Source organism: Sphingobium sp. IP1 (genome assembly GCF_002708645.1).
Classification (GTDB): Bacteria; Pseudomonadota; Alphaproteobacteria; order Sphingomonadales; family Sphingomonadaceae; genus Sphingobium; species Sphingobium yanoikuyae.
The window spans coordinates 75,959-100,251 of sequence record NZ_NOIW01000009.1 but is presented as its reverse complement, the minus strand read 5'-3'; the positions used below and the strand labels follow the sequence as shown (position 1 = coordinate 100,251).

24 protein-coding genes are annotated in these 24,293 nt (G+C 65.8%); 4 read left to right on the top strand and 20 right to left on the bottom strand.

The genetic code is table 11. From position 1 onward, the window contains the following. Positions 1 to 84: 84 nt before the first annotated feature. The 9 genes from CG471_RS04965 to truB all read right to left on the bottom strand — a co-directional run bounded on the left by CG471_RS04965 (position 85) and on the right by truB (position 10,566). Positions 85 to 402: a hypothetical protein gene (locus CG471_RS04965; RefSeq protein WP_004211293.1), complete on the bottom strand. Its 318-nt coding sequence runs from the start codon at positions 400 to 402 to the stop codon at positions 85 to 87. Between the two features lie 111 nt (positions 403 to 513). After that, positions 514 to 2,625 carry an NAD-dependent DNA ligase LigA gene (ligA, locus tag CG471_RS04960; protein WP_099230949.1) on the bottom strand — a complete coding sequence of 704 codons (2,112 nt, stop codon included), beginning with the start codon at positions 2,623 to 2,625 and terminating at the stop codon, positions 514 to 516. A gap of 21 nt (positions 2,626 to 2,646) precedes the next feature. Next, the gene (locus CG471_RS04955; protein ID WP_099230947.1) at positions 2,647 to 3,021 is read right to left on the bottom strand and encodes a putative quinol monooxygenase; all 375 of its coding nucleotides are present in this window, start codon (positions 3,019 to 3,021) and stop codon (positions 2,647 to 2,649) included. A gap of 92 nt (positions 3,022 to 3,113) precedes the next feature. Further along, positions 3,114 to 4,778: a DNA repair protein RecN gene (gene recN, locus CG471_RS04950; RefSeq protein WP_099230945.1), complete on the bottom strand. Its 1,665-nt coding sequence runs from the start codon at positions 4,776 to 4,778 to the stop codon at positions 3,114 to 3,116. A 52-nt stretch (positions 4,779 to 4,830) separates the two neighbouring features. Then, positions 4,831 to 5,619 carry an outer membrane protein assembly factor BamD gene (locus tag CG471_RS04945; RefSeq protein WP_037492082.1) on the bottom strand — a complete coding sequence of 263 codons (789 nt, stop codon included), beginning with the start codon at positions 5,617 to 5,619 and terminating at the stop codon, positions 4,831 to 4,833. A 67-nt stretch (positions 5,620 to 5,686) separates the two neighbouring features. Continuing rightward, entirely contained in the window at positions 5,687 to 6,706 is a 1,020-nt protein-coding gene (locus CG471_RS04940) for a sensor histidine kinase (protein ID WP_099230959.1), read from the bottom strand. Between the two features lie 146 nt (positions 6,707 to 6,852). Beyond that, on the bottom strand, positions 6,853 to 9,168 hold the full coding sequence (pnp, locus tag CG471_RS04935) for a polyribonucleotide nucleotidyltransferase (protein ID WP_069336743.1): 2,316 nt from the start codon (positions 9,166 to 9,168) through the stop codon (positions 6,853 to 6,855). 202 nt (positions 9,169 to 9,370) lie between these two features. Then, positions 9,371 to 9,640 carry a 30S ribosomal protein S15 gene (gene rpsO / locus CG471_RS04930; RefSeq protein WP_010337408.1) on the bottom strand — a complete coding sequence of 90 codons (270 nt, stop codon included), beginning with the start codon at positions 9,638 to 9,640 and terminating at the stop codon, positions 9,371 to 9,373. Between the two features lie 17 nt (positions 9,641 to 9,657). Further along, the gene (gene truB / locus CG471_RS04925; RefSeq protein WP_099230943.1) at positions 9,658 to 10,566 is read right to left on the bottom strand and encodes a tRNA pseudouridine(55) synthase TruB; all 909 of its coding nucleotides are present in this window, start codon (positions 10,564 to 10,566) and stop codon (positions 9,658 to 9,660) included. Positions 10,567 to 10,628: 62 nt separating this feature from the next. Between truB and CG471_RS04920 the strand changes: the two genes are divergently transcribed. Next, on the top strand, positions 10,629 to 11,324 hold the full coding sequence (locus tag CG471_RS04920) for an HAD family hydrolase (RefSeq protein WP_099230941.1): 696 nt from the start codon (positions 10,629 to 10,631) through the stop codon (positions 11,322 to 11,324). A gap of 66 nt (positions 11,325 to 11,390) precedes the next feature. On the opposite strand, the gene CG471_RS04915 is transcribed toward CG471_RS04920, so the two are convergent. From CG471_RS04915 to CG471_RS04905, 3 genes are read right to left on the bottom strand one after another with little or no spacing between them, the layout of a single operon-like run. After that, positions 11,391 to 11,942, bottom strand: coding sequence for a GNAT family N-acetyltransferase (locus tag CG471_RS04915; protein WP_180275605.1), 552 nt, complete (start codon positions 11,940 to 11,942; stop codon positions 11,391 to 11,393). Continuing rightward, complete coding sequence (locus CG471_RS04910) at positions 11,939 to 12,517, bottom strand: thymidine kinase (RefSeq protein ID WP_004211282.1); 579 nt, start codon at positions 12,515 to 12,517, stop codon at positions 11,939 to 11,941. Before CG471_RS04910 ends, CG471_RS04915 begins: the two co-directional genes overlap by 4 nt. Before the next feature lie 9 nt (positions 12,518 to 12,526). Continuing rightward, positions 12,527 to 13,423: a S9 family peptidase gene (locus CG471_RS04905; RefSeq protein ID WP_099230936.1), complete on the bottom strand. Its 897-nt coding sequence runs from the start codon at positions 13,421 to 13,423 to the stop codon at positions 12,527 to 12,529. A gap of 135 nt (positions 13,424 to 13,558) precedes the next feature. Here CG471_RS04905 and CG471_RS04900 point away from each other — a divergent pair, with 135 nt between their 5' ends. Beyond that, complete coding sequence (locus tag CG471_RS04900; RefSeq protein ID WP_257211422.1) at positions 13,559 to 13,846, top strand: hypothetical protein; 288 nt, start codon at positions 13,559 to 13,561, stop codon at positions 13,844 to 13,846. A 35-nt stretch (positions 13,847 to 13,881) separates the two neighbouring features. On the opposite strand, the gene rbfA is transcribed toward CG471_RS04900, so the two are convergent. The 8 genes from rbfA to CG471_RS04860 form a co-directional block, all read right to left on the bottom strand. Continuing rightward, entirely contained in the window at positions 13,882 to 14,280 is a 399-nt protein-coding gene (gene rbfA, locus CG471_RS04895; RefSeq protein ID WP_037517763.1) for a 30S ribosome-binding factor RbfA, read from the bottom strand. A gap of 150 nt (positions 14,281 to 14,430) precedes the next feature. Next, the gene (gene infB / locus CG471_RS04890) at positions 14,431 to 17,040 is read right to left on the bottom strand and encodes a translation initiation factor IF-2 (protein WP_099230932.1); all 2,610 of its coding nucleotides are present in this window, start codon (positions 17,038 to 17,040) and stop codon (positions 14,431 to 14,433) included. 9 nt (positions 17,041 to 17,049) lie between these two features. Next, the gene (locus tag CG471_RS04885) at positions 17,050 to 17,763 is read right to left on the bottom strand and encodes a DUF448 domain-containing protein (RefSeq protein WP_099230930.1); all 714 of its coding nucleotides are present in this window, start codon (positions 17,761 to 17,763) and stop codon (positions 17,050 to 17,052) included. A gap of 63 nt (positions 17,764 to 17,826) precedes the next feature. Further along, positions 17,827 to 18,060 carry a 4-oxalocrotonate tautomerase family protein gene (locus CG471_RS04880; RefSeq protein ID WP_037517753.1) on the bottom strand — a complete coding sequence of 78 codons (234 nt, stop codon included), beginning with the start codon at positions 18,058 to 18,060 and terminating at the stop codon, positions 17,827 to 17,829. A gap of 6 nt (positions 18,061 to 18,066) precedes the next feature. Then, entirely contained in the window at positions 18,067 to 19,641 is a 1,575-nt protein-coding gene (gene nusA, locus CG471_RS04875; RefSeq protein ID WP_004211271.1) for a transcription termination factor NusA, read from the bottom strand. 13 nt (positions 19,642 to 19,654) lie between these two features. Next, on the bottom strand, positions 19,655 to 20,179 hold the full coding sequence (gene rimP, locus CG471_RS04870) for a ribosome maturation protein RimP (protein ID WP_099230928.1): 525 nt from the start codon (positions 20,177 to 20,179) through the stop codon (positions 19,655 to 19,657). A 145-nt stretch (positions 20,180 to 20,324) separates the two neighbouring features. Beyond that, complete coding sequence (locus CG471_RS04865; RefSeq protein WP_257211421.1) at positions 20,325 to 21,143, bottom strand: proline dehydrogenase family protein; 819 nt, start codon at positions 21,141 to 21,143, stop codon at positions 20,325 to 20,327. Between the two features lie 23 nt (positions 21,144 to 21,166). After that, complete coding sequence (locus tag CG471_RS04860) at positions 21,167 to 22,282, bottom strand: GNAT family N-acetyltransferase (RefSeq protein WP_099230924.1); 1,116 nt, start codon at positions 22,280 to 22,282, stop codon at positions 21,167 to 21,169. A gap of 162 nt (positions 22,283 to 22,444) precedes the next feature. Here CG471_RS04860 and CG471_RS04855 point away from each other — a divergent pair, with 162 nt between their 5' ends. Next, a complete protein-coding gene (locus CG471_RS04855; RefSeq protein ID WP_099230922.1) occupies positions 22,445 to 23,593 on the top strand; it encodes a PQQ-dependent sugar dehydrogenase in 1,149 nt (382 codons plus the stop codon). An 8-nt stretch (positions 23,594 to 23,601) separates the two neighbouring features. Further along, on the top strand, positions 23,602 to 24,288 hold the full coding sequence (locus tag CG471_RS04850) for a pentapeptide repeat-containing protein (protein WP_099230920.1): 687 nt from the start codon (positions 23,602 to 23,604) through the stop codon (positions 24,286 to 24,288). Positions 24,289 to 24,293: the final 5 nt, after the last annotated feature.

Below are 24,293 nucleotides of genomic sequence, written 5' to 3'. Positions count from 1 at the left end.
CCATCATCCCCCTGCCCTACGCCCCCACGCGATAAGATTGGGTAAATTTGCGTGAACGATAGCGCCCGCCCTGGGACGCCGGCATCAATTGCCGTCGGCGTCGACCATGAACTGCATCGGCTTGCCGCGCGATTCCGGTTCCCAGCCGGCCGCCAGCGCCGCGCGCACGCCGCGCGCGACGATGGCGTCGTTGATCTGGAGCCGGCCGCGGGCCAGTCCTTTGAGCAGGCGCTTGGGCGGCGGAAATTCCAGCACGGCGCCGCGCTGCGTCCCCTGCTGCTGCAGGGCGACGGTCATGCCCCGCCAGCCATCGGCATCGCTCCATTGCGGTTCGCGCCGCACTTCCCAATCATAATGCGCGCCGTCGACCAGGACGGTGCCGCTGTTGTTGCTGTTTGACATGATCGCCCTATAGAGCATAATCCATTCATTCTGAATGGATTATGCTCTACTTTCCTTTTATTTTCCGCATTTTCCGAGCCAGCAGATGATACCATCTGCTTCGAAAATGCTCTAGCCTGCCGCCCTGACGATGTCAGCCCAGGCTTCTTCGCTAATCACCTCGATGCCGAGCGCCGTCGCCTGTTTGAGCTTCGATCCCGCGCCGGGGCCGGCGACAACCAGGTCGGTCTTGGCGCTGACCGATCCCGCCGCCTTGGCGCCCAGCCGCTCGGCCTGCGCCTTGGCCTCGTCACGGCTCATCGTTTCCAGCTTGCCGGTGAAGACGACGATCTTGCCGGTGACGGCGCTGGCGGTGGTCTCGACGACATAATCGGGCGGCGCCACTTCGGAAAGGAGATCGTCCCACGCCTCGACATTATGGGGTTCATGGAAGAAATCGGCGAGCGCATGGCCGACGGCGGCGCCGACATTCTCGACCCCGATATGCTCGGCGATGGCCTTGTCCTTCTTCGCCTGCGTCTCATGCTCCTGATCGCGCAGGGCGATGATCTCGTCCGCCAGGGTGCGCAGCGCCGAAAGCGTGGTGTAGCGCTTGAGCAGATCGCGCGCGGTGACGGCGCCGATATGGCGGATGCCAAGGCCGAACAGCAGCTTGGCGGCGTCTGGCGCGCGCTTCGCCTCGATCGCGGCGAGCAGATTGTCGACCGACTTTTCCTTCCAGCCCTCACGCCCCAGCAATTCGCCGGCATGGGTGCGCAGGCGGAAAATGTCGGCCGGCTCCTTGATCCAGCCAAGGTCGAGAAATTCCTCGATCGTCTTTTCGCCCAGCCCCTCGATATCGAGCGCGGCACGGCTGACGAAATGGCGCAGCCGCTCGAACCGCTGGGCGGCGCAGATCAGGCCGCCGGTGCAGCGATAATCGACTTCCTCCTCCTCGCGCACCGCTTCCGATCCGCAGACCGGGCAATGGGTGGGGAAAGGAAAGGGTTCGCGCACTTCGTCGCGAGTGAGATTGTCGACCACCTGCGGGATGACGTCGCCGGCGCGCTGGACGACGATGCGGTCGCCCGGCCGCACGCCCAGCCTCTCGATCTCGTCGGCATTGTGGAGCGTGACGTTGGAGACGACGACGCCGCCGACCGTCACCGGCGTCAGGCGCCCGACCGGGGTCAGCTTGCCGGTGCGGCCGACCTGGATGTCGATCGCCTCCAGCGTGGTCTGGGCGCGTTCGGCCGGGAATTTATGGGCGATCGCCCAGCGCGGCGCCTTGGCCACGAAGCCGAGCCGCTGCTGCCAGTCGAGCCGATCGACCTTGTAGACCACGCCGTCGATATCGAAGGGCAGGTCGGCGCGGGCACGCTCGATCGCGCGATAATGGGCCAGGATCGCGTCGATGCTATCGACGCAGACCAGCATGTCGGACACGGGCAGGCCCCAGCTCGCGATCGCCTGCATCACACCCAACTGGGTGTCGGCGGGCAGCGCGCTATGGGCGCCCCAGCCATGGGCCAGGAATCGCAGCGGCCGGCTGGCGGTGACGCTGGCGTCCTTCTGGCGCAGCGATCCGGCGGCGGCGTTGCGCGGATTGGCGAACTGGCGCGCCTTGTCGGCATCCTCCGCCTCGTCCAGCAGCCGCTGGTTGAGGGCAACGAAATCCGCCTTGGCCATATAGACCTCGCCCCGTATCTCGAACAGGTCGGGGATAGCTTCGCCGGTCAGGCGCTGCGGAATGTCGGCGATGGTGCGGACATTGGCGGTCACATCCTCGCCCGTGGTGCCGTCGCCGCGGGTCGCGGCCAGCACCAGTTCGCCCTTCTCATAGCGCAGCGAACAGGACAGGCCATCGATCTTCGGTTCTGCGGTCATCGCCACCGGCGCGTCTTCGGCCAGCGCCAGGAAGCGGCGGACGCGGGCGGCGAACTCGGCGATATCCTCGTCGGCAAAGCCATTGTCGAGGCTCATCATGCGGACCGCGTGCGGCACTTTCTTCAGTGTCGAGGTGGCGGCGGCACCGACTTGGCGGTTGGGTGAGTCGGCGCGGATCAGGTGCGGGAAGGCCTCTTCGAGCGCGTTATTCTCGCGGATCAGCGCATCATAGTCCGCGTCGCTGATCTCCGGCGCATCCTGGTCATGATAGAGGCGGTTATGCTTCGCCACCTCCCTGGCAAGGCGCATCAGGCGGTTGGCGGCTTCGGCTTCGGTAAGGCTGGCGGGATCGGTCATGGGGATGCCTTAACGCCCCCTTCAGATTCCCGCCACCGGCACAGTTTCGAAATGCTGGGGGAAGCCGGCGATGATCGGGCGGGCCTTGGCGATGGCGGCGCGGACGGCGGGGTGTTTCAGCGAAGCGGCGTGGCTTTCGCGGCTGTCCCAGACTTCGGTGATCCAGAGCGCGTCGGGATTGGCGGTGTCGAGCGCCACGATATAGGAGAGACAGCCGGGCATCGCGCCGATCGCGTCTTTCAGATATCCGACCAGTTCGTCGCGCTTGCCCGGCGTGCTGAGCATCTGGCCGATCAGACCGTAGCGCGGTGTCGCCTCCTGCGCGGCCGCGGGCATGGCGCTGGCGGCCAGCGTCGCGGCGGTGAGGCCAAGCATGTCTCTGCGATTATGGGTCATGCGGCTATCCTATCCTCGTCATTGGGAGCGTAGCGAAGCAATCCAATGCCGCAACATGGATTGCTTCGCTACGCTCGCAATGACGAAATGTCTTAGGCTCGTTCCAGCAGCCGTTCCGCCTGCGCCCGTGCTTCGGCGGTGATTTCCGCGCCGGAGAGCATGCGGGCGATTTCCTCGCGGCGTTCGCCATCGCTGAGCGCGTGGACGCCGGTGCGCGTCACCGTGCCATCACTCGACTTGGCGATCAGCATATGGCCGGCACCGCGCGCCGCGACCTGCGGGCTGTGGGTGACGACGAGAATCTGGTTGCTCTGTGCCAGCCGCGACAGGCGCTCACCGATCGCATCGGCCACCGCGCCGCCGACGCCCCGGTCGATCTCGTCGAAGATCAGCGTGTCGGCCCCGCCCTGCTCCGCCAGCGCGACCTTGAGCGCGAGGATGAAGCGGGAGAGTTCGCCGCCCGAGGCGATCTTGGCGAGCGGCGCGAAGGGCGCGCCGGGATTGGTCGAAATCTCGAACTCGACCCGGTCCATGCCGGCGCTGCTCCATTGCGCTTCGTCGAGCGGGGCTACGACAGTGCGGAAGCGGGCGGCGTCCAGCTTCAGCGGCGCCAGTTCGCCCGCGACCGCCGCATCGAGCCGGCCGGCGGCGAGCTGACGCTCGGCCGACAGCGCCTGGGCTGCGGCGCGATAGATTGCCGCCTTGCGCGCGACATCGGCTTCGAGCGCGGCGATATGCTCCTCCCCACCCTCGATCGCGGCGAGGCGCGCGGCCATCTCGTCGCGCAGCGCGGCAAGATCGTCAGGCGCGACCTGATGCTTGCGGGCCAGGCCGCGCAGATCGAACAGCCGGGTCTCGATCGTATCCAGCCGGGCGGGGTCGAAGCTGAGCGCCTCGGCCGCCTCGGCCAGCTTGTCCTCAGCCTCGCCCGCTTCGATCACGGCGCGGTCCAGCGCCTCCAGCACGGCGGAGAGCGGTTCATATTCGCCTGCGATCCGGTCGAGCCGGCGGGCGGCCTGGCGCAACTGGGCAAGGCCACCGTCCGAGCCGGTCAGGCAATCGGTGACGGCGGACAGGTCATCGGACAGGCGCGCGCCCTTCTGCATGGTCGCGCGCTCCTCCGCCAGAGTGGCTTCCTCGCCGGCTTCGGGCGCGAATTTCGACAGTTCGGCGACGGCATGGTCGAGATAATCGCGGTCGCGCGCAGCATTGGCCACGGTATCGCGCGCCTGCGCCAGATCGGCCGCGGCGGCGCGCCAGGCGGCATGAGCGATAGCGACCGCCTCCGCCTCGCAGCGGCCATAGGTGTCAAGCAGCGCGCGGTGGCCGCGGGCGTTGAGCAGACCGCGATCGTCATGCTGGCCATGGATTTCGACCAGCGCGCCGCCCAGATCGCGCAGCAGCGCGGCAGAACAGGCCTGGTCGTTGATGAAGGCGCGGCTGCCACCATCAGCCTTCACCGTGCGGCGGATCAGCAGCGGTTCGCCGGCTTCGATCTCGATGCCATTGTCGGCCAGCAGCAGCGCAGCGCGATGACCGGCGGGCGGCGGATCGAAGCTGGCGGTGACGCTGGCCTGCGCCTCCCCTGCCCGGACGAGGCCGCTGTCGGCGCGAGCGCCGAGCGCCAGCCCCAGCGAATCGAGCAGGATCGACTTGCCCGCGCCGGTTTCACCGGTGAGGACGGACAGGCCGGCGCCGAACTCCAGGTCCAGCGCCTCGATCAGCACGACATTGCGGATGGCAAGCGAGGTCAGCATGGCGCCTGTCTACCTGCCATCGCACAAAAGGGGAACAAATAAAGCGTGCGCCTCAGCTCTTGACCGGATGCTGCTGCATCAGCTTGTAGCTGCGCTCATACCATTTGGTGCCGGGATAGTTGCGGCCCAGCACGGCGGCCGCCTTCTGCGCTTCGGCCGGGATGCCGAGCGAGAGATAGGATTCGACCAGACGCTCCAGCGCTTCGGGCGTGTGGGTGGTGGTCTGGAACTTGTCGATCACGGTGCGGAAGCGCAGCGTGGCGGCGAGCCACTGGCCCCGGCGCTGGTAGAAGCGGCCCAGCTCCATTTCCTTGCCGGCAAGGTGGTCATTCACCAGGTCGACCTTCAGACGGGCGTCGGCGGCATAGCGGGTGTCGGGATAGCGGCGGATCAGTTCGCCCAGCGCATCCATCGCCTGCTGCGTGATCTTCTGGTCGCGGGTGACGTCGGCAATCTGCTCATAATAGCACAGCGCGATCAGATAATAAGCGTAGGGCGCGTCCTTGTTGCCGGTGTGGATCGACAGGAAGCGCTGCGAGGCCGCGATCGATTCCGGATAGTCGCGGTTCATATAATAGCTGAACGCCGACATGAGCTGCGCGCGGCGCGCCCAGGGCGAATAGGGATGCTGGCGCTCGACCTCATCGAACAGCGCGGCGGCGAGCTTGTACTGGCCGCGATCGAGGCGGGCCTTGCCGCTGTTGTAGAGGGTCGACACGTCGCGGGCGACGTAGAGGGTGTCGGCCTTGTTCTTCGATGTGGAGCAGCCGGTCAGCACAGGCGAGGCGATCAGGACCAGAGTGGTGGCCGCGCCGATGCGCGTCAGGGTTTTCGTCAGCATGCGCCGGGTCATAGCCGAGCGGATCGCCGTCGCCAAGCGCCAGAATGTTGCAGAACGCTAAGCCGTGTCAGCGCGTCTGTTGCGGCAGGTCGAGGCAGGCCATGGCGCCGCCATCCGGCGCGGGTTCCAGCCGGAATCGGCCGCCAAGCTGCTGCGCCAGCGCGACGGCGATGCGCAGGCCGATGCTGGTCGGTCCGTCGGGCATGGTCCCGTCGGGCAGGCCGCGCCCATCGTCGACGATGCGCAGGTGGAGCGCGCCGTCCGCCTGCTGCTCCAGCGTCACCGCGACGCGGCCGGCGCGATCGGGCAGGCCATGTTCGATCGCGTTGCTGACCGATTCCGCCACGATCAGCGCCAGCGGCACGATGACATCGGGTTCGAGCGACAGGCCATCGGGCGCGCAGATGGTGCAATCGATATCGGTGCGGCCCGACGCATCGACGATATCGGCGCAGAGCATGACCATGAAGGCGCGCAGTTCCTGCCCCTGCCCCGACGGATCATAGAGGGCGCGGCTGATCTTGCCGATCAGGGCGAGGCGCGCGGCGGCATCGTCCAGCGCGCGACGGGCGACATCATTGTCGATCTGGCGCCGCTGGAGCGAGAGCATGGCGGCCACCACCTGAAGATTGTTCGACACGCGGTGCTGGAGTTCGCGGAACAATAATTCGCGATTCTCGGCCAGGGCGCGGCTGCGCTCCCGCTCCACCGCCAGGTTGAAATTGGCGCGCTGCATGAAGTGGATGAGCAAGATGTCGACGGCCACGACCATCGTGTAGAAGACCAGCGCCATGGCGACGCCGGGATTGAAGGCCAGCGCATAGAAGGGCGGGATGAAGCAATACCAGGACAGCAGCCCGCCGACGATGGCGGCAAAGATGCCCGGACGCACCCCGAACAGGAAGGAGGAGAGGATGACCGCCGGGAAGAAGGTGACGAAAGGATAGCCGACCGGCAGCAGCGTTTCCGCTGCGACACGTGCCAGCCAGGCGAGCATGCAGAGCAGCAGGCTCAGGGCATAGCCATAGACCGGTCTTGGAAGCACGAGCGGCAGGCGCTCGACAAACCGCTCATTCCTGCGTTGCATGGACATTCCCCCGGAACCGTGACGCGACCGTATCAGATGTTGCCCCCCGCGCCTTGATCGAAATCAGCCCTGACGGGATTCGTCACGAAAAAGGGCGCCCGGTCGAACCGGACGCCCCCTTTTCCTGTCAGCGATGATGCTGCCGATCAGTCCTGGGTCAGGAAGTCGGGCAGGCCGGCGTTGGAGCCGTCATCGTCGCCCTTGCCTTCGCTGCGCGGGCCACGGTCGCGGCGCGGGCCACGATCGCCACCACGACCGCCACGGTCGCCGCCGTCACGGCGCGGGCCGCGACCACGATCGCCGCGATCACCACGGTCGCCGCGCGGTTCACGCGGTTCGCGGGCCGGACGGGTGTCTTCCAGTTCCTCGCCGGTTTCCTGGTCGACGACGCGCATCGACAGGCGAACCTTGCCGCGCGGATCGATTTCGAGAACCTTGACCTTCACTTCCTGGCCTTCCGACACGACGTCGGTCGGCTTTTCGACGCGCTCATTCTTCATTTCGCTGACGTGGACGAGGCCGTCCTTGCCACCCATGAAGTTCACGAACGCACCGAAGTCGACGATGTTGACGACCTTGCCGGTGTAGATCTTGCCGACTTCCGCTTCCTCGACGATGCCGAGAATCCACTTCTTGGCAGCTTCGATCTGGGCGGTGTCGGACGACGAAATCTTGATGATGCCTTCGTCGTCGATGTCGACCTTGGCGCCGGTTTCGGCGACGATCTCGCGGATGACCTTGCCGCCGGTGCCGATGACGTCACGGATCTTCGACTTGTCGATCTGGATCGTCTCGATGCGCGGGGCGTGCGCCGACAGTTCGGTGCGGGTCGAGGACAGGGCCTTGTTCATCTCACCCAGGATGTGGGCGCGACCTTCCTTGGCCTGGCGCAGCGCGGTCTCGAAGATTTCCTGCGTGATGCCGGCAACCTTGATGTCCATCTGCATGGTGGTGATGCCGGCTTCCGTGCCGGCGACCTTGAAGTCCATGTCGCCGAGATGATCTTCGTCGCCCAGAATGTCCGAGATGACGGCGAAGTCGCTGCCTTCCAGGATCAGGCCCATGGCGATGCCCGACACCGGACGCTTGAGCGGAACGCCCGCGTCCATCATCGAGAGCGAACCACCGCAGACGGTGGCCATCGACGAGGAACCGTTCGACTCGGTGATGTCCGAGAGAACGCGGATGGTGTAGGGGAACTCGTCCTTGGTCGGCAGCACCGGGTGCAGCGCACGCCAGGCGAGCTTGCCATGACCGACTTCACGACGACCCGGCGCACCGAAGCGGCCCACTTCACCGACCGAATAGGGCGGGAAGTTGTAGTGCAGCATGAAGTTTTCATAGTGCAGGCCGGTGAGGCCGTCGATCATCTGCTCGGCGTCCTTGGTGCCCAGCGTGGTGGTGCAGATCGCCTGCGTTTCGCCACGGGTGAACAGGGCCGAACCATGGGTGCGCGGCAGGAAGCCGACCATCGCCTCGATCGGACGGATCTGGGTGGTGGTGCGGCCGTCGATGCGCTGGCCGTCCTTCAGGATGGCGCCACGGACGATCTCGGCTTCCAGCTTCTTGGTCAGCTTGATGCCGGCCATCACGGTCTGGGCGTCGAGGCCGTCTTCCGTGAACATCGCCTTCGCCTTGGCGCGGGCTTCGTTCAGGGCGTTCGAGCGGGCCGACTTGTCGGTCAGCTTGTAGGCGGCGGCGATGTCGCCACCGATCAGGTCCTTGAGCTTGGTCTTGAGCGCGCCGAGATCGTCGCCCTTGGCCATTTCCCACGGATCCTTGGCGGCCTTTTCGGCCAGCTGGATGATCGCGTCGACGACCTTCTTGCTCGCTTCATGGGCGAACAGGACGGCGCCGAGCATGACGTCTTCCGACAGTTCCTTGGCTTCGGATTCGACCATCATCACGGCGTTGCTGGTGGCAGCGACGACCAGGTCGAGTTCGCCGGTCTTCACTTCGTCCAGCGACGGGTTCAGCTGATATTCGCCATCCTTGTAACCGACGCGGGCAGCGCCGATCGGGCCCATGAAGGGCACGCCCGACAGGGTCAGGGCAGCGGAAGCAGCGATCATCGCGACGATGTCGGGCTCGCTCTCGCCATCGAACGACATCACCTGGGCGATGACGTTGATTTCGTTGTAGAAGCCTTCGGGGAAGAGCGGACGGATCGGACGATCGATCAGGCGCGAAACCAGGGTTTCCTTCTCGGTGGCGCCACGCTCACGCTTGAAGAAGCCACCCGGAATGCGGCCGGCGGCCGAATATTTTTCCTGATAGTGGACGGTCAGCGGGAAGAAGTCCTGGCCTTCCTTCACCGACTTGGCAGCGGTCACGGCGCACAGCACCACGGTTTCGCCATAGGTTGCCAGCACGGCGGCGTCGGCCTGACGCGCGATCCGGCCGGTTTCGAGGGTCAGCGTCTTGCCGGCCAGCTCGATCGAAACTTTCTTTACATCGAACATATATGTTCCTTTGCCCACCTGGCCCTATTGCCGGGCGGGGCCTCATATGCGGACGAAACCGGTCCGCGGCGGTTGTGGAGCATCGTGTGGCCCCTGAAACGAAACGGGGCGCCGGATTGCGCCCGTCCCGAATGACATCCCCAAAAGGACGTCCGTTAGAATCGGAAACGGCCCCGAATGGGGCCGTCCCTTATTAGCAGGCTTACTTGCGCAGGCCCAGCTTGGTGATGAGGTCGGTGTAGCGAGCCGCATCCTTCTTCTTCAGATAGTCCAGCAGCGAACGGCGCTTGTTGACCAGCATCAGCAGGCCGCGACGGCTGTGGTTATCCTTGTGGTGACCCTTGAAATGCTCGGTCAGGTTCGAGATGCGCTCCGACAGGATCGCAACCTGGACTTCCGGCGAACCGGTGTCGCCTTCGACGCGGGCATGTTCCTTGATCAGCGCTTCCTTGCGCTCTGCAGTGATCGACATCGGGCTTCCTTTCGTATCTAGAGATTGAAGCCGCGCACCACCCGGATCTCCGGGCCACTGGACTCCACCAGCGCGACGGGCGTATCGCCCAACATCGCCAGCAGGAGACCGGTGTGCGGTTTCCCCATGAGCATCTTCCCCTGTCGGAGTGCCAATGCTTCATCGGGAGAGACTGCAAGAACCGGGATATCGTCCAGCCCTGCCGTCAACGGGAGCATAAGCTCGCCGATGTCGCCGCCCCTAGCAGCTTCGTCCAGTTTGTCCAGCGAAATCGCGGTTTCCAGGGTGAAGGGCCCGGCCTTGATCCGCCGCAACATGGTGACATGGCCGACCGTGCCGAGCGCCAGCGCGATGTCGCGGGCGAGGGAGCGGATATAGGTGCCCTTGGAGACATGGGCAGTGAGGGTGACGGAGGCGAGCGCGCCCTCCTCCTGTTCCTGCCCCGCGATCGCCAGCGCATGGATCGTCACCGATCGCGTCTTCATCTCCACCTGCTCCCCCTTGCGGGCGAGGTCATAGGCGCGCTGGCCGTCGATCAGGATCGCGCTATAGGCGGGGGGCGCCTGCTCGATGGGGCCGGTGAAGCGCGGCAGGATGGCTTCCAGCTCGGCCAGCGTCGGGCGCACGTCACTTTCCGCAATCACCTTCCCCTCCAGGTCGAGCGTGTCGGTCTGTGCGCCGAAGGCGATGGTGAAGTCGTAGATCTTGTCGCTGTCGAGCATCCGGCCGGCCAGCTTGGTCGCCTCGCCGATCGCGATCGGCAGCACGCCGGTCGCCAGCGGATCGAGCGTGCCGCCATGGCCGACCTTCCATTTCTCCGTGCCGCCCAGAACCTCGCGCTGGGTCCGCAGCGCGCGCTTCACTGCGCTGACCGCCTGGGTCGAGCCAAGGCCATGGGGTTTGTCGAGGATAAGCCAACCGTGCATGGCGGCGGGCCTTATATGTCCCGCCTTGGCGTGTCAGCCTTTAATGCGCTATTCCCGCCCCCATGACGATCAAGCTCATCTGCCTCGATGCCGACGATACGCTGTGGCACAATATGCGCCATTTCAACGCGACCCAGGACGCGCTGACCGACATGCTGCAGCCCTTTGCCGATGTCGATGTGACGCGCGAGCGGCTGATCGCCTGCGAAATCCGCAACCTGCCGCTCTATGGCTATGGCGCCAAGGGCTTCACCCTCTCGATGATCGAGGCGGCGGTGGAGCTGGCGGGCGACCAGCTGTCGACCGCGATGATCCAGGACATATTGGCGGCGGGCCGCGCGCTGCTGGCGCATCCGGTCGAGCTGTTCGACGGGGTGGAGGAGACGCTGGAGCGGCTGGCGAACATCGGCCCGCTGGTGCTGGTGACCAAGGGCGACCTGCTGCACCAGGAAAGCAAGCTGGCGGCGTCGGGCCTGGGCGACCTGTTTTCCGGGATCGAGATCGTCAGCGACAAGAAGGTCGACACCTTCCGCACCCTGTTCGCACGCCATGGTATCGCCCCCGAACAGGCGGTGATGGCCGGGGATTCGATGCGGTCGGACATATTGCCGGCGCTGGAGGCCGGCGCCTGGGCGGCGTTCATCCCGCAGGAGGGCGCCTGGTCGCACGAGCGGGCCCAGCCGCCGATCGGCGCGGCGCGCTATACCCAGCTGGAACGGCTGGGCGAACTGCCCGACTGGATTGCCGGCTTAGATTGATATCGTCATCGCGAGCGAAGCGTGGCGATCCATGGATTGCTTCGCTGCGCTCGCAATGACGAAAAGTCAGGCGGCGCGGGCGGCCCATTCGTCGGCGAGGATCGAGTAGATCACCGTGTCGCGGACATGGCCGGTCCAGGTGATGCGCTGCTTGCGCAATACGCCCTCGCGCACGGCGCCCAGCTTCTCCACCGCCTTTTGCGAGCGGATGTTGCGCGCATCGATGCAGAACTGGACGCGGGTGAAGCCACAGGCAAAGGCACGGGCCAGCAGTAGCGGCTTGATCCGGCCATTGAGCCCGGTGCCACGCACCGACGGCGTCATATAGGTGCCGCCCAGTTCCAGCCCATTATGCGCGGCATCGACATTCAGATAACCCGACATGCCGACCGGCTCGCCATCGGCCAGAATGAGAAACGTGTGGCGATTGGGCGTCGCCAGGATCGCGTCGAAGGTCGGATCGAAATCCGCGCCGGCAAGATGGTTGGGGTAAATCTCCCATACCGGATCGTCGATCGGGCAGATCGCGCGCAAGGCTTCGCGATGATGGTTCGCCAGTTGCTCCAGATAGAGGCCGGGCGCTTCGATCGGCGCCAGCAGATCGTCCATCCGGCTCATCCGCGCATCTGCTCGACAAAATGGCGACGGCACAGCGCCACATAACGGTCATTGCCGCCAATCTCGGTCTGGGCGCCCTGGCGGATCGCCCTGCCCGACGCATCCACGCGCAGGTTCATCGTCGCCTTGCGACCGCAGTCGCACACCGTCTTGATCTCGGTCAGCGCGTCGGCAAGGCCGAGCAGATGGGCGCTGCCCTCGAACAATTCCCCCTGAAAATCGGTGCGCAGGCCGTAGCAGAGAACGGGGATGCCGAGGCTGTCGCTGACCGCGGCGAGTTGCCAGACCTGATCGCGGGTCAGGAACTGCGCCTCGTCCACCAGCACGCAGGAGAGTGGCGTCGCGTCATGCTGGGCGGCGATAGCGGCAAGCATGTCGACGCCCGGCTCGAACAGATGGGCCTGCGCCTCCAGCCCGATGCGCGACGCGATCCGACCATGGCCGAAGCGATCGTCGACCGCCGCAGTCCACAGCATCGTCGCCATGCCGCGTTCCTGATAGTTGAAGCTCGATTGCAGCAGGGTCGTCGATTTGCCCGCATTCATCGAGCTATAATAGAAATAGAGCTTCGCCATGGCCGCGCTTTAGCGCAGCGTGGGCGCAACGCCAGCCAGGAAACGCACCAGCGCATCGGCGAGCGCGATCCGCTTGTCGGAGAAGCTGTGATCGGTCGGCCAGACCATCAGGCGGGTGTTAGGATTGGCCGACTGGGCATCCGCCCCCACCTTGCGCGCCATCGCGCCGATACCGCGATCCGCACCGATGATGATCAGCGGACGGCGGCCATAGCCGACCAGCTTGCGGCCGAGGTCGAACTTCTGCGTATCGCCCTTGATCTCGGCGGTCAGGCTTTCATAGCTGGCGCCGGCAAGCGGCGGCAGGTCGCCCGCCACCTCGGCCTTCCACCCTGCCTCCCCCTGTGGCGTCGCCAGCGACGCGACGGTCTGGGCCGGATCCCAGGGATCGATCAGGAACAGGCCGGCGACGCGCGGTTCGGCGGCGGCCGCCTCCGCCGCCATGAAGCCGCCCATGCTGTGGCCGGCGACCACGATCGCGCTGGTGTCGATGCGATATTTGGCGACGGTCGAGGCTTCCTCCAGGAACAGCAGCGCGTTGAACGCATCCTCCGCCGCGTTGGTGAAGGAGAAGATGCCGGGGCTGCCCCATGATCCGCGATAATGAAGGGTCAGGACATTCCAGCCGGCACGACGCGCGGCCTGGGCCAGGTCCAGATTCTGCTCATTCCCCGGAAAGCCGTGGAGCAGCAGCAGGGTCGGATGCACGCCGCTGCCGGCCGCGACATACATGACCGCATTCATCGCCCCCTCGCCCGAGGGAATGACGAACGCGTCCATCCGCGCGGGATTGGCGGCGTCGGGCGCGGGATCGGTGGTGACGGCGGGATGGATGGCGGGTTCGCGGGCGATGGCGGGTGTAGCCAATGCCAAGGCGGTCATACTGATTATCCCGCTCGTTTTCATGCGTCTGCCCCTCTTTATCTTCCGGTTCCGGGAAAGACGCTGTTAGCGCTGCCGCACCGTCGCGTCGACGCTGGAAACATTCCGCGACCGGACGAAATGTGGCAAGATGCTTCGCACCTTCTCTGGAGCAAGCACATGGCGAACGCGCAAACCAGTGAAGCCTGTCTCTATCCCATCGTCCTCGTGCAGGACCGGTATAGCGGTGCCTATAGTGGCGGGGCATGGCTTGCACTGGCCGAGGGCGATCACTCCTGCGAGCAGGCTTCGCGGATAGGCTGGATCATGAGCCACGGCCCCAGCGGTAATGACCTGGAGGCAGCTGCGTTCTGGCAGGCTCATCCAGCCTGGATTGCTACAGGTAAAACGCCCGACGAGGCGATCGCGCGTTTACGCGCTCAAAATTCCATCGCAGCCATGGCCTAGTCCTCCCCCGGAACAGCGCTCCGGGGGCCAGCCTTTCAATCTTCGCTCTCGTCCTGCTCCAGGTCGCGGGCGACCTTGGGATCGCGGAGCAGCTTGTCGATATGGCTGCCCTCGTCGAAGCTTTCGTCCGACAGGAATTTGAGCTTCGCCGCATATTTGAGACGGATGCGGTGCGCGACTTCGCGCTGGAGATAGGCGGTGTTGGTGCGCAGCGCCTTGAGCACCGCTTCCTCATCCTTGCCGAGCAGCGACTTGATGAAGACGGTGGCGTGGCGCAGGTCGGGCGACATGCGCACTTCGGTGACGCTGACCACATGCTGGCTCAGCACATCGTCATGCACGTCGCCGCGCTGGAGAATGTCGGAAAGGACATGGCGCACCTGTTCGCCGACGCGCAGCAGGCGGACAGAGGGGCCTTCGGGCTGGTTGGACATAGTCAATAACTCCCCCTCCCCGGCCGGGAGGGTGCAGGTTGGATGGTGAGCGTAGCGGGCACGGCCGAATAGCGAAAGGGTGGAAGCGATTGCTTGCACAATCGCACCCACCCCCGGTCCTTCCCAGAAGGGAAGATCGTTCGCCTTGATTTACAGCGTGCGTGCGCGCTCTTCGACTTCGAACAGTTCGAGCGTGTCGCCCGGCTTGATGTCGTTGGTGTCCTGCAGGACCGCACCGCACTCCATGCCGGCGCGGACTTCGGAGACATCGTCCTTGAAGCGACGCAGCGACGCGATGTTGGTGCGCGACACGATGACATCGTCGCGGGTAAGGCGCGCGGCCAGACCCTTGCGGATGATGCCGTCGAGGACGAGCAGACCGGCGGCCTTGTCCTTCTTGCCGGCCGGGAAGACCTGCAGCACCTCGGCGCGGCCGACGATCGTCTCGATCCGTTCGGGGGCGAGCTGGCCAGCCATTTCGCCGCGAACTTCCTCAAGCAGGTCGTAGATCACGTCATAGTAACGCAGGCTGATCTTCTCGCGCTCGGCGAGCTGACGGGCCTTGGCATTGGGACGGACGTTGAAGCCGATCAGCGGCGCGCGGCTGGCAGCGGCCAGCGTGACGTCGCTTTCGGTGATCGCGCCGACACCCGAATGCAGGATGCGGACCTTGATCTCGTCGGTCGAGATGCGGTTGAGCGAGGACACGATCGCTTCGACCGAACCCTGCACGTCGCCCTTCACCACCACCGGATATTCGATGACCTTGGTGTTCAGCGCCGAGAACATATGCTCGAAGCTGGTCGGGGCAGCCGTGGTGCGCTTCTTGGTCGCCTGTTCCTGACGATAGGCAGCGACTTCGCGGGCGCGGGCTTCATTCTCGACGACGGTGAGCTGGTCGCCGGCCATCGGCACGCCCGACAGACCCAGAACCTCGACCGGGGTCGAGGGACCGGCGGTCTTCACCTGCTGGCCCTTGTCGTTGATCATCGCGCGGACCTTGCCGCTTTCCGAGCCGATGACGAAGGTGTCACCGATCTTCAGCGTGCCCTTGCGGACCAGCACGGTCGCAACCGCACCACGGCCCTTGTCGAGCTGTGCCTCGATCACATTGCCTTCGGCATCGCGATCGGGGTTGGCGGTCAGTTCCATGACCTCGGCCTGGAGCAGGATCTTGGTGATCAGTTCGTCGAGGCCGGTCTTCTTGAGCGCCGACACTTCCACGTCCTGGACGTCACCGCCCATGTCCTCGACCACGATTTCCTCGCTCAGCAGGCGCTCACGCACCTTCTGCGGGTTGGCGTCGGGCTTGTCGCACTTGTTGATCGCGACGATCATCGGCACGCCGGCAGCCTTGGTGTGGTTGATGGCTTCGATCGTCTGCGGCATCAGGCCGTCATCGGCCGCCACCACCAGGATGACGATGTCGGTGACGTTGGCGCCACGGGCACGCATTTCCGAGAAGGCTTCGTGGCCCGGCGTGTCGAGGAAGGTGATGAGATCACCGCTCTTCGTCTTCACCTGATAGGCGCCGATATGCTGGGTGATGCCGCCGCTTTCGCCGGCCACCACGTCGGTGCCGCGCAGCGCGTCGAGCAGCGAGGTCTTGCCATGGTCGACATGGCCCATGATCGTCACGACCGGGGCACGCGGCTTGAGCGTTTCGGGTGCGTCAGCCTCGCCTTCCATGCCGATTTCAACGTCGGCATCCGACACGCGCTGGATGCGGTGGCCGAATTCCTCGACCAGCAGCTCCGCCGTATCCTGATCGATCGGCTGGTTGAGCGTGACGGCCGTGCCCATCTTGAACAGGGCCTTGACCAGGTCCGCGCCCTTTTCGGCCATACGGTTGGCCAGTTCCTGCACGGTGATGCTTTCGGGCACCACGACATCGCGGCTCTGCTTCTCGCGCGGCTGGCTGCCGCCCGAATAATGGGCACGACGTTCCTTCTCGCGAGCGCGCTTGAGCGCGGCGAGGCTGCGGGCACGGGCGCTGTCGTCGTCCGCAAGCGCGCGGGTGACGGTCAGCTTGCCGGACTGGCGGCGATTGTCATCGTTGCGCTTGGCACGATCGGGCTTCGCCGGCTCGGGGCGCTTGACCGGCGCGACCGGGGTGAAGCGGCGCGGCGGCGGCATGGTCGAGCTGGTCGTCGCCGGTGCGGCGGGGGCAGGCTCGGCTGCAGCAGCCGGCGCGGCCGGCGCTTCGACCGGCGCAGCCGGCTTGGCAGCTTCGGCGACCTTGGCCTGCTCGGCGGCTTCGGCAGCCTTGGCGGCCTCGACCTCGGCATTTTCGGCAGCCTGGCGATTTTCCTCGGCGCGGCGCTTTTCTTCCTCGCTGGCGGCAAGGCGTGCAGCATCCTCACGGCGGCGCGCATCTTCCAGCGCGGCCATGCGGGCTTCCTCGGCTTCGCGCAGCAGCTTGGCCTGCAGTTCCTGACGCGACATCAGGCTCTGCGGCGGCGCCTGGCGCACGGGGGCGGGCTGCGGCGCGCGCTGCTGCGGCGCAGGCGCGGCGGGACGGGGTGCGGCCGGCGCTGCGGGCGCGGCCGGCGTCGGATCAGCCTGGGGCGCAGCAGCGGGGGCGCCGCCGGTGCTTTCACCCGGCTTGCCCATGGGGACGCGGCGCCGCTTCACCTCAACCACGACCGTGTTCTTGCGGCCATGGCTGAACTGCTGCTGCACCTGACCGGACTCGACCGTGCGCTTGATCCCCAGCGGCTTGCGGCCCAGAACCGGCTTGTCTTCGTTGCTGTCACTCATCGACTATGTTTAACCCTTCACATCATCATCAGCCGGCGCAGCCGCCGACGCATCATTCCATGCAGCCTCATGCGCCTGCGCATCGGCGGAGTCCTGCTCCCCATGCACCGGCGCCCCGGTAGCGCATCCCAGATAGCTTTCCAAGCGGCCCAGAGCCGCACGCAGGCGCACTGTCGCCCGCGAGTCGGTCACCGCGATATGGACGACATTGTCGCGCCCCATTGCCATAGATAGGGCGTGCCGGTCCACAGGCAAGACGATGCCCGCAAGATCCGTGCCTTCCGCTTCCTGTCCCACGCGCAAGGCCTGGTCCAGTTTTCGATTGCCGTCCGTGCCCGCATCGGCGGCATGGAGCAGCATTTTCACCATGCCCTTGCGGCATGCGACGTCGATCTTTTCCGATCCGGTCAGCAGCATGGAGGCGCGAGCCTCCAGCCCCAGGCGGCTGAGCAGATCCTGCCGCAGCCCGGCCTCCACCAGATCGGGAAGATTGTCGGGAATTTCAAGAGCGCCTTCCTTGAAGGCGCGGGCGAGCGCACCCTTGAGCTTGCCCTTGGCCAGCGCCGTTTCCAGCTCGGCCCGAGACACGCCGATCCAGGCGCCCCGGCCCGGCGCCTTGGCGCGGACGTCGGGCAGAACCTGTCCTTCGGGGCCAATGGCCAGGCGGATCAGCGTTTCGGGATCGGCGCGGTCGCCGCTCAATATGCATTTGCGTTCGGTCATGCGCGCCCCTCCGCCAAAACGGACAAAAGGGCAAGACCAACGCTGTCGAGTAGACTTATTCTCTCATCGGGGAGTGTCCGCAGCATTGGCGTCCTCCCTGGCTGGAGAAAGGGCGCGGTCGGCGATCAACTGACCGCCGGCCGCATAATTTTCGGTCGAGACTTCCGAGATCACGATCTGGACGGCAGCCGCCGGCTTTCCCAGCCGCTCCACGAGCGACTGGGTGACGTCAGCAACGATCGCGGCTTTCTGCTCGCGAGTCGCGCTACCGGCCAGGCGGATGTCGACGAAAGGCATGTTGGCTTACGCTTCCTCGCCTTCGAACCAGTGGGCGCGGGCGGCCATGATGATCTCATTGCCCTGCTCGTCGCTCAGGCCATAAGCGGCCAGAATGCCGCCCTTGTCCTCATTGCCGCTGTCCGACTTGCGACGACGCTGGTCGACGCGCTTCTTCTGCACCAGTTCGTCGGTGGCCAGATCGGCGAGATCGTCGAGCGTCTTGACGCCGGCCTTGCCGAGCGTGACCAGCATCGCTTCGGTGAGGTGCGGCATGTCGGCGAGCGCGTCCTCGACGCCCAGTGCCTGACGCTCTTCACGGGCGGCCTGTTCGCGACGGTCGAGCGCTTCCTGCGCACGGCTCTGCAGCTCGGCAGCCAGATCCTCGTCGAAACCTTCGATCCCGGCCAGTTCCTCGACGCTGACATAGGCGACTTCTTCCAGTTCGCCAAAGCCTTCGGCGACCAGCAGCTGCGACAGCGTCTCGTCGACGTCCAGCTCGTTCTGGAACATTTCCGAACGGCTGACGAATTCCTTCTGGCGCTTCTCGCTGGCGTCGGCCTCGGTCATGATGTCGATCGCCTTGCCGGTCAGCTGGCTGGCGAGGCGGACATTCTGGCCGCGGCGGCCGATGGCGAGCGACAGCTGATCGTCGGGAACGACGACTTCGATGCGCTCTTCTTCCTCGTCGATGACGACGCGGGCGACCTGGGCCGGCTGCAGCGCGTTGACGACGAAAGTCGCGGTATCTTCCGACCAAGGGATGATGTCGATCTTTTCACCCTGCATTTCCTGCACGACGGCCTGGACGCGGCTACCCTTCATGCCGACGCAGGCGCCGACCGGATCGATGCTGCTGTCGCGGCTGATGACGCCGATCTTGGCGCGCGAACCCGGATCGCGGGCGGCGGCCATGATGGTGATGACGCCATCATAGATTTCGGGCACTTCCTGCGCGAACAGCTTCTTCATGAATTCGGGGTGCGCGCGGCTGAGGAAGATCTGCGGACCGCGATTTTCGCGGCGCACGTTCAGCACGACCGAACGGATACGGTCGCCGACGCGGACGACTTCGCGCGGGATCTGCTGGTCGCGGCGGATCACGCCTTCGGCGCGGCCCAGATTGACGACGACATGGCCGAATTCGACCGACTTGACGACGCCGGTGATGATTTCACCCACACGGTCCTTGAACTCGTCGAACTGACGTTCACGCTCGGCGTCGCGGACCTTCTGGAAGATCACCTGCTTGGCCGACTGGGCGTCGATACGGCCCAAGTCGATCGCGGGCAGCGGATCGACGATGAAGTCGCCGACCACGGCGTCCTTCTTCAGCTTGGCGGCCTGCTTGAGGTCGACCTGCTTGAAATAATCCTCGACCACCTCGACGACTTCGACGACGCGCCACAGGCGCAGGTCGCCGCTGTCCGGGTCCAGCTTGGCACGGATGTCATTCTCGGCGCCGTAACGGGCACGGGCGGCGCGCTGGATCGCATCTTCCATCGCCTCGATGACGATCGCTTTGTCGATCATCTTCTCGCTGGCGACGCTGTTGGCGATCGCGATCAGCTCGGCCTTATTGGCGGAAATGGCGTTGGCCATGACGATAAAACCCTTATTCCTCGGTTTCGAACTCGTCCGCCCCATCGGAGGAGAGCGGCATGGTAGCAGAAATCAGTGCATCGGTCAGCATCAGCTTGGCATCGCCGACCAGCGCGAACGGGATGGTGACATCGCCGGCCTTGGCATCCTGGAACAGGATATCCTCACCCTCGACGCCCTTGAGGATGCCACGGAAGCTCTTGCGCCCCTCGACCACTTCGGTCGCAGCGATCTTCGCTTCATGGCCCGCCCATTCGAGAAAATCGTGCAGGCGGGTCAGCGGCCGGTCGATACCGGGCGAGCTGACTTCCAGACGATAGGCTTCCTCGATCGGGTCGACTTCATCCATCACGTCGGACAGGCGGCGCGAGATCGCGGCGCAATCCTCGATGACCAACTGCTTGGTCTTCGGGTTTTCGGCCATGATCTGCAGCGTATATTCGTCACCCGATCCGAACAGCTTGATGCGCACGAGGTCGAACCCCAGGGCCTTTACCTCGGGCTCGATCAATGCGGTCAGTTCGGCGATGTCCGCCATGGATACTCCAGAAAATAGACAGGTCTGCTTGTTGCCGCCGCAGGCTTGGTGCCTGCGACCCTGACATGTGTGACGATGTAAGGAAGCAATATCCATATAGGCAGGTTGCCAATGACCTGCAACATGTTTCGTAAAATGCGCTATTTCAGGGGTCTGCCCGCCCCGTCCAGTCGCGCCACATCCACGCCAGCAGATAGGGCCGGGCCAGCGCCCGGTCCAGCGCATAGGGAATCCAGCCGGGACCGAAGGGCACATAGAGGCGCACCGGCACCCCCTGCCCCCGCGCTACCTTCCGGCAACGGCGACCCGGAAGGCCCCGCAACTGCTCCAGGCTGCACGGCGTGCCGGCGTCGCGCAGCAGGGCCAGCGCCCGGTCGGCCAGCGCGGGGCGATGGGTGGCGATCGCGACCGGCGCCGCGCGGCCGGCCAGCGCCTCGACCAGCGTCAGATAGGCGGCATCGGGATCGAGCGGATCGCCCGCCGGATCGGGCCACTCCCCGCGCACCACCCGGACCGGCGCGCTGCTGTCGCGCAGTCGCACCGCGTCGGCCTGACTGCGCTGCCAGCGGGCGGGCAGGACGATGCCGGTATCGGGAAAGTCGGGCAGAAGCCGTTCGACCGCCGCCAGCGTCTCGTCCGCATCCAGCGGACCATGGGCGTCGAACACCAGCGACAGGCCGGACTGGCGCGCAATCTGCGCCAGTTCGCGCAGGCTGACCGGATCGAAACGCAGGGGCGGCGCCTTCACCGACAGGCTGAGGTCCAGGCCGCGCGCCCGCTGTGCCACCCGCGCATAGGCGGCCATGATCGACGAGGGATCGCCCCCCACCCCTTCGAAATAGCCGATCGTGGTGGCGGCGCCGGCGCGGGCCTGTTGCCGGGCGATCGCCACGGCATGGGGGGCGTCGGGCGCCGGGATGACCCGCCCCAGCGCGCCGGGCAGGGCATAACGCGTGTCCCGCAACAGGCGCCAGGCCGCCCCGCCCCTCACCGCCGCAACAGCCGTTGCCGCGACCAGACAATAGCGTCCGCCGCAAAGGCCGCCGCCCCGCGCAGATTATAGGGATAGGTGCGCAACTGGACGCAGTCATGCTCCGTCTGGGTCCAGAGCTTGCGAATCCAGGGTTCGGCGACGCCGAGAAATTCGAAACTGTGCAGCCGCGCCTGCGCCGCCCAGCCGATGGCATGGAGCATCAGCAGCCCGCCGGGCGAACAGGCGTTGAAGGCCGCGTCATGGCCGATCTTGAACAGCCAGTAGCGGCCGTTCCACAGCACCGCCATCTGCATCGCGATGGCGCGACCGTCGATCCGCAGGAAGGAGATGCGCAGATCGCCGCGCTGCGCCACCGCGCGGAAGAAAGCGCGGAAGATCGCCGCCTGGCGCGGGTCGGTGGCGATGGCGGTGCCCGCCTCGCTCTTCCAGCCCAGCGCCTCGACCGCGACAGCCTCGTCGAACAAAGCGTCGAAATTGTCGGTGTCGGGCGCCAGCGTCTCGCACTGGAGCAGGCCGCACCCTTCCGCCTTGCGCCGGGCGCGACGGAAGTCGGAGCGGCGACCGGCGTTGAAGCGGCTTTCCGGGTCGCGCCAGCCCTCATCCAGCGCGATATGGGGACAAGCCATAGCCGGCCGCACGACCAGCCGCCCGCGCCGCCGCACCGCCCGCGCCAATGCGGGGATCAGGGGCGACCCGGCGGAGATGCGATCGAGCAGCAGCGGATGGGGCAGGCGCGCGATCGCGCCGGCCAGCGCATCGGCCGCCGCCGTCCCGTTGCACAGCATGTCGCCCGGTTCATAGGTTTCGCGCGCGCCGATCATCCGCCAGCGGGCGAGCGCGCCAGCATCCCGGCACAGCGGCAGCAGGGCGACCAGATCGCTCCCCGCCCAGACTGTCATGATGCGGCTTGGCCCGGCGGCAATCAGGTCGTTCAGCGTGAAGGCGAACAGGCGGGTCTGGGTCGGCCAGTCGGCGCGCGCCTCCAGCCTTTCCCAGGCGCGGGCAAGCACGGTCGAATCCAGCGCGTCGGCAAGGCATAGCGGCTCGACGCGCAAGGCGCCTGCCTGCGCGCACGCAGCATCGAAATCCGATACGCCGTGCAGCACCATATTCCCCCTCTTGCCGCCCCGGTCTCTAGCGGCAGAAGCTTAAGAAATCGGCAGATCGCCGATGAGGCTTGCATCCATGCCCGCATCCGGTGGAGGATGCGGGCATGGAACCCCCGCCGAATAATCGGCTTTCCCCCGCGAATATTATAACAGGAGTTTCCCATGCTGCGCGTGATGGCCGTCACTCTCCCCCTCGCCCTGCTGGCCTGTTCAGCCGACGATGCGACCGGCCAGAATGCTGGTGCGACCGCGGGGGAAACGCCGTTCAAGACATCGGTGATTGCCGATTTCGAATCGCCCTGGGCGATGACCTTCCTGCCCGACGGACGGATGCTGATCACCGAAAAGGCCGGCGAGATGATCCTGTTCGATCCGAAGAACGGCACCAAGATCCCGGTCGCCGGCATCCCCAAGGTCGATAGCGAGGGTCAGGGCGCGCTGATGGACATCGTCCCCTCGCCCACATTCGCGCAGGACAAGAAGGTCTATTTCAGCTTTTCCGAAGTCGGCCAGGGCGATCGCGCCGGCGGCAAGGGCGTGGCGCTGGCCACCGGCATCTTCGACCAGGCGAGCGACGGCACGACCAGGCTCGCCGACGTGAAGGTCATTTTCCGTGCCAGCGATTATGTCGAGGGCAATGGCCATTATTCAGGCCGCATCGCCTTCTCGCCGGACGGCAAATATCTGTTCTTCACCAATGGCGAGCGACAGAAGTTCGAGCCGGCGCAGGATCCCAAATCGACCCTGGGCAAGGTGCTGCGCCTCAATCTGGACGGCACGCCGGCGGCGGGCAATCCGCTCAGCGCCAAGGGCTTCAACCCGGCGGTCTGGTCCTATGGCCATCGCAACCTGCTGGGCATCGCCTTCGACAAGGACGGGCGCCTGTGGGAACAGGAAATGGGGCCCAAGGGCGGCGACGAGGTCAATTTGATCAAGCCCGGCCTCAACTATGGCTATCCGCGCGTGTCGAACGGCAGCCATTATGACGGCCGCGACATTCCCGATCACACGCCCGGCGACGGCTATGAGGCACCGAAGGTCTGGTGGAATCCGGTGATCTCGCCGGGCGGCCTGATCTATTATTCGGGCGACCTGTTCCCGCAATGGAAGGGATCGCTGTTCATCGGCGGCCTGTCGAGCCAGTCGCTGGTGCGGGTGAAGCTGGACGGCGAAAATGCGGAAAAGGCCGACCAGTGGGACATGGGCGCGCGCATCCGCGAAGTCGAACAGGGGCCGGACGGCGCGCTGTGGCTGCTGGAGGATGGCGGCAAGTCGCAGGGCCGCCTGCTCAAGCTGACGCCCAAGGCATAGACGGCGGCATGACCGATATGGATGCCCTGCCCGCGCGCAACGGGCAGCAACTGGCGCGCGCCGACATCATTGCCCTGGCGGGAACACCCCACGCCCTGATCGACTGCGACCTGGAGGCGGCGGAGCTGGCGCAGCTCGACCTTACCGGTTGGCAGTTCGAGCGCTGCAACCTGCGCAACGCCGATCTGGCCGGCGCCGTGCTGGAGCGCACGCGCTGGCAGGGCTGCCGGGGCGGCGGCGCGGATTTCACCGGCTGCGACCTTAGCGACGCGGTGCTGACCGGATGCGACTTCAACAATGTCGTGCTGCGGCGGGCGCGGCTGGAGGGCGCCCAGCTGGCCCAGTGCAAGCTGACCGGCGCCGACCTGTCGGACCTGCGCGCGCTGGAGATCGACATGGCGGAATGCCTACTGATCGACGCACGGCTGCCCGGCCTGTCCTTCCGCAAGCAACGGCTAAGCCGCATCGATTTTTCGCAGGCGGACCTGCGCAAATGCGATTTCCGCATGGCCAGTTTCGAAGGCTGCAGCCTGCGCGAGGCGATGCTGGACGGCGCCCGGTTCGAGGGCGCCGACCTGCGCGGCGCGGACATAGGCGGCGTGCATCTGGGCGATGCCAGCCGCTTTCGCGGCGCCACCATCTCCCGCGACCAGGCCGGCGAACTGCTCGCGGAACTGGGGCTCAAGGTGTGCTGAGCCGT

Excerpts from the sequence above, each read along its gene's own strand:
- CG471_RS04965 (WP_004211293.1), bottom strand. The coding sequence starts at position 402 with ATGTCAAACAGCAACAACAGCGGCACCGTCCTGGTCGACGGCGCGCAT.
- ligA (WP_099230949.1), bottom strand. The coding sequence starts at position 2,625 with ATGACCGATCCCGCCAGCCTTACCGAAGCCGAAGCCGCCAACCGCCTG.
- CG471_RS04955 (WP_099230947.1), bottom strand. The coding sequence starts at position 3,021 with ATGACCCATAATCGCAGAGACATGCTTGGCCTCACCGCCGCGACGCTG.
- recN (WP_099230945.1), bottom strand. The coding sequence starts at position 4,778 with ATGCTGACCTCGCTTGCCATCCGCAATGTCGTGCTGATCGAGGCGCTG.
- CG471_RS04945 (WP_037492082.1), bottom strand. The coding sequence starts at position 5,619 with ATGCTGACGAAAACCCTGACGCGCATCGGCGCGGCCACCACTCTGGTC.
- CG471_RS04940 (WP_099230959.1), bottom strand. The coding sequence starts at position 6,706 with ATGCAACGCAGGAATGAGCGGTTTGTCGAGCGCCTGCCGCTCGTGCTT.
- pnp (WP_069336743.1), bottom strand. The coding sequence starts at position 9,168 with ATGTTCGATGTAAAGAAAGTTTCGATCGAGCTGGCCGGCAAGACGCTG.
- rpsO (WP_010337408.1), bottom strand. The coding sequence starts at position 9,640 with ATGTCGATCACTGCAGAGCGCAAGGAAGCGCTGATCAAGGAACATGCC.
- truB (WP_099230943.1), bottom strand. The coding sequence starts at position 10,566 with ATGCACGGTTGGCTTATCCTCGACAAACCCCATGGCCTTGGCTCGACC.
- CG471_RS04920 (WP_099230941.1), top strand. The coding sequence starts at position 10,629 with ATGACGATCAAGCTCATCTGCCTCGATGCCGACGATACGCTGTGGCAC.
- CG471_RS04915 (WP_180275605.1), bottom strand. The coding sequence starts at position 11,942 with ATGAGCCGGATGGACGATCTGCTGGCGCCGATCGAAGCGCCCGGCCTC.
- CG471_RS04910 (WP_004211282.1), bottom strand. The coding sequence starts at position 12,517 with ATGGCGAAGCTCTATTTCTATTATAGCTCGATGAATGCGGGCAAATCG.
- CG471_RS04905 (WP_099230936.1), bottom strand. The coding sequence starts at position 13,423 with ATGAAAACGAGCGGGATAATCAGTATGACCGCCTTGGCATTGGCTACA.
- CG471_RS04900 (WP_257211422.1), top strand. The coding sequence starts at position 13,559 with ATGGCGAACGCGCAAACCAGTGAAGCCTGTCTCTATCCCATCGTCCTC.
- rbfA (WP_037517763.1), bottom strand. The coding sequence starts at position 14,280 with ATGTCCAACCAGCCCGAAGGCCCCTCTGTCCGCCTGCTGCGCGTCGGC.
- infB (WP_099230932.1), bottom strand. The coding sequence starts at position 17,040 with ATGAGTGACAGCAACGAAGACAAGCCGGTTCTGGGCCGCAAGCCGCTG.
- CG471_RS04885 (WP_099230930.1), bottom strand. The coding sequence starts at position 17,763 with ATGACCGAACGCAAATGCATATTGAGCGGCGACCGCGCCGATCCCGAA.
- CG471_RS04880 (WP_037517753.1), bottom strand. The coding sequence starts at position 18,060 with ATGCCTTTCGTCGACATCCGCCTGGCCGGTAGCGCGACTCGCGAGCAG.
- nusA (WP_004211271.1), bottom strand. The coding sequence starts at position 19,641 with ATGGCCAACGCCATTTCCGCCAATAAGGCCGAGCTGATCGCGATCGCC.
- rimP (WP_099230928.1), bottom strand. The coding sequence starts at position 20,179 with ATGGCGGACATCGCCGAACTGACCGCATTGATCGAGCCCGAGGTAAAG.
- CG471_RS04860 (WP_099230924.1), bottom strand. The coding sequence starts at position 22,282 with ATGGTGCTGCACGGCGTATCGGATTTCGATGCTGCGTGCGCGCAGGCA.
- CG471_RS04855 (WP_099230922.1), top strand. The coding sequence starts at position 22,445 with ATGCTGCGCGTGATGGCCGTCACTCTCCCCCTCGCCCTGCTGGCCTGT.
- CG471_RS04850 (WP_099230920.1), top strand. The coding sequence starts at position 23,602 with ATGACCGATATGGATGCCCTGCCCGCGCGCAACGGGCAGCAACTGGCG.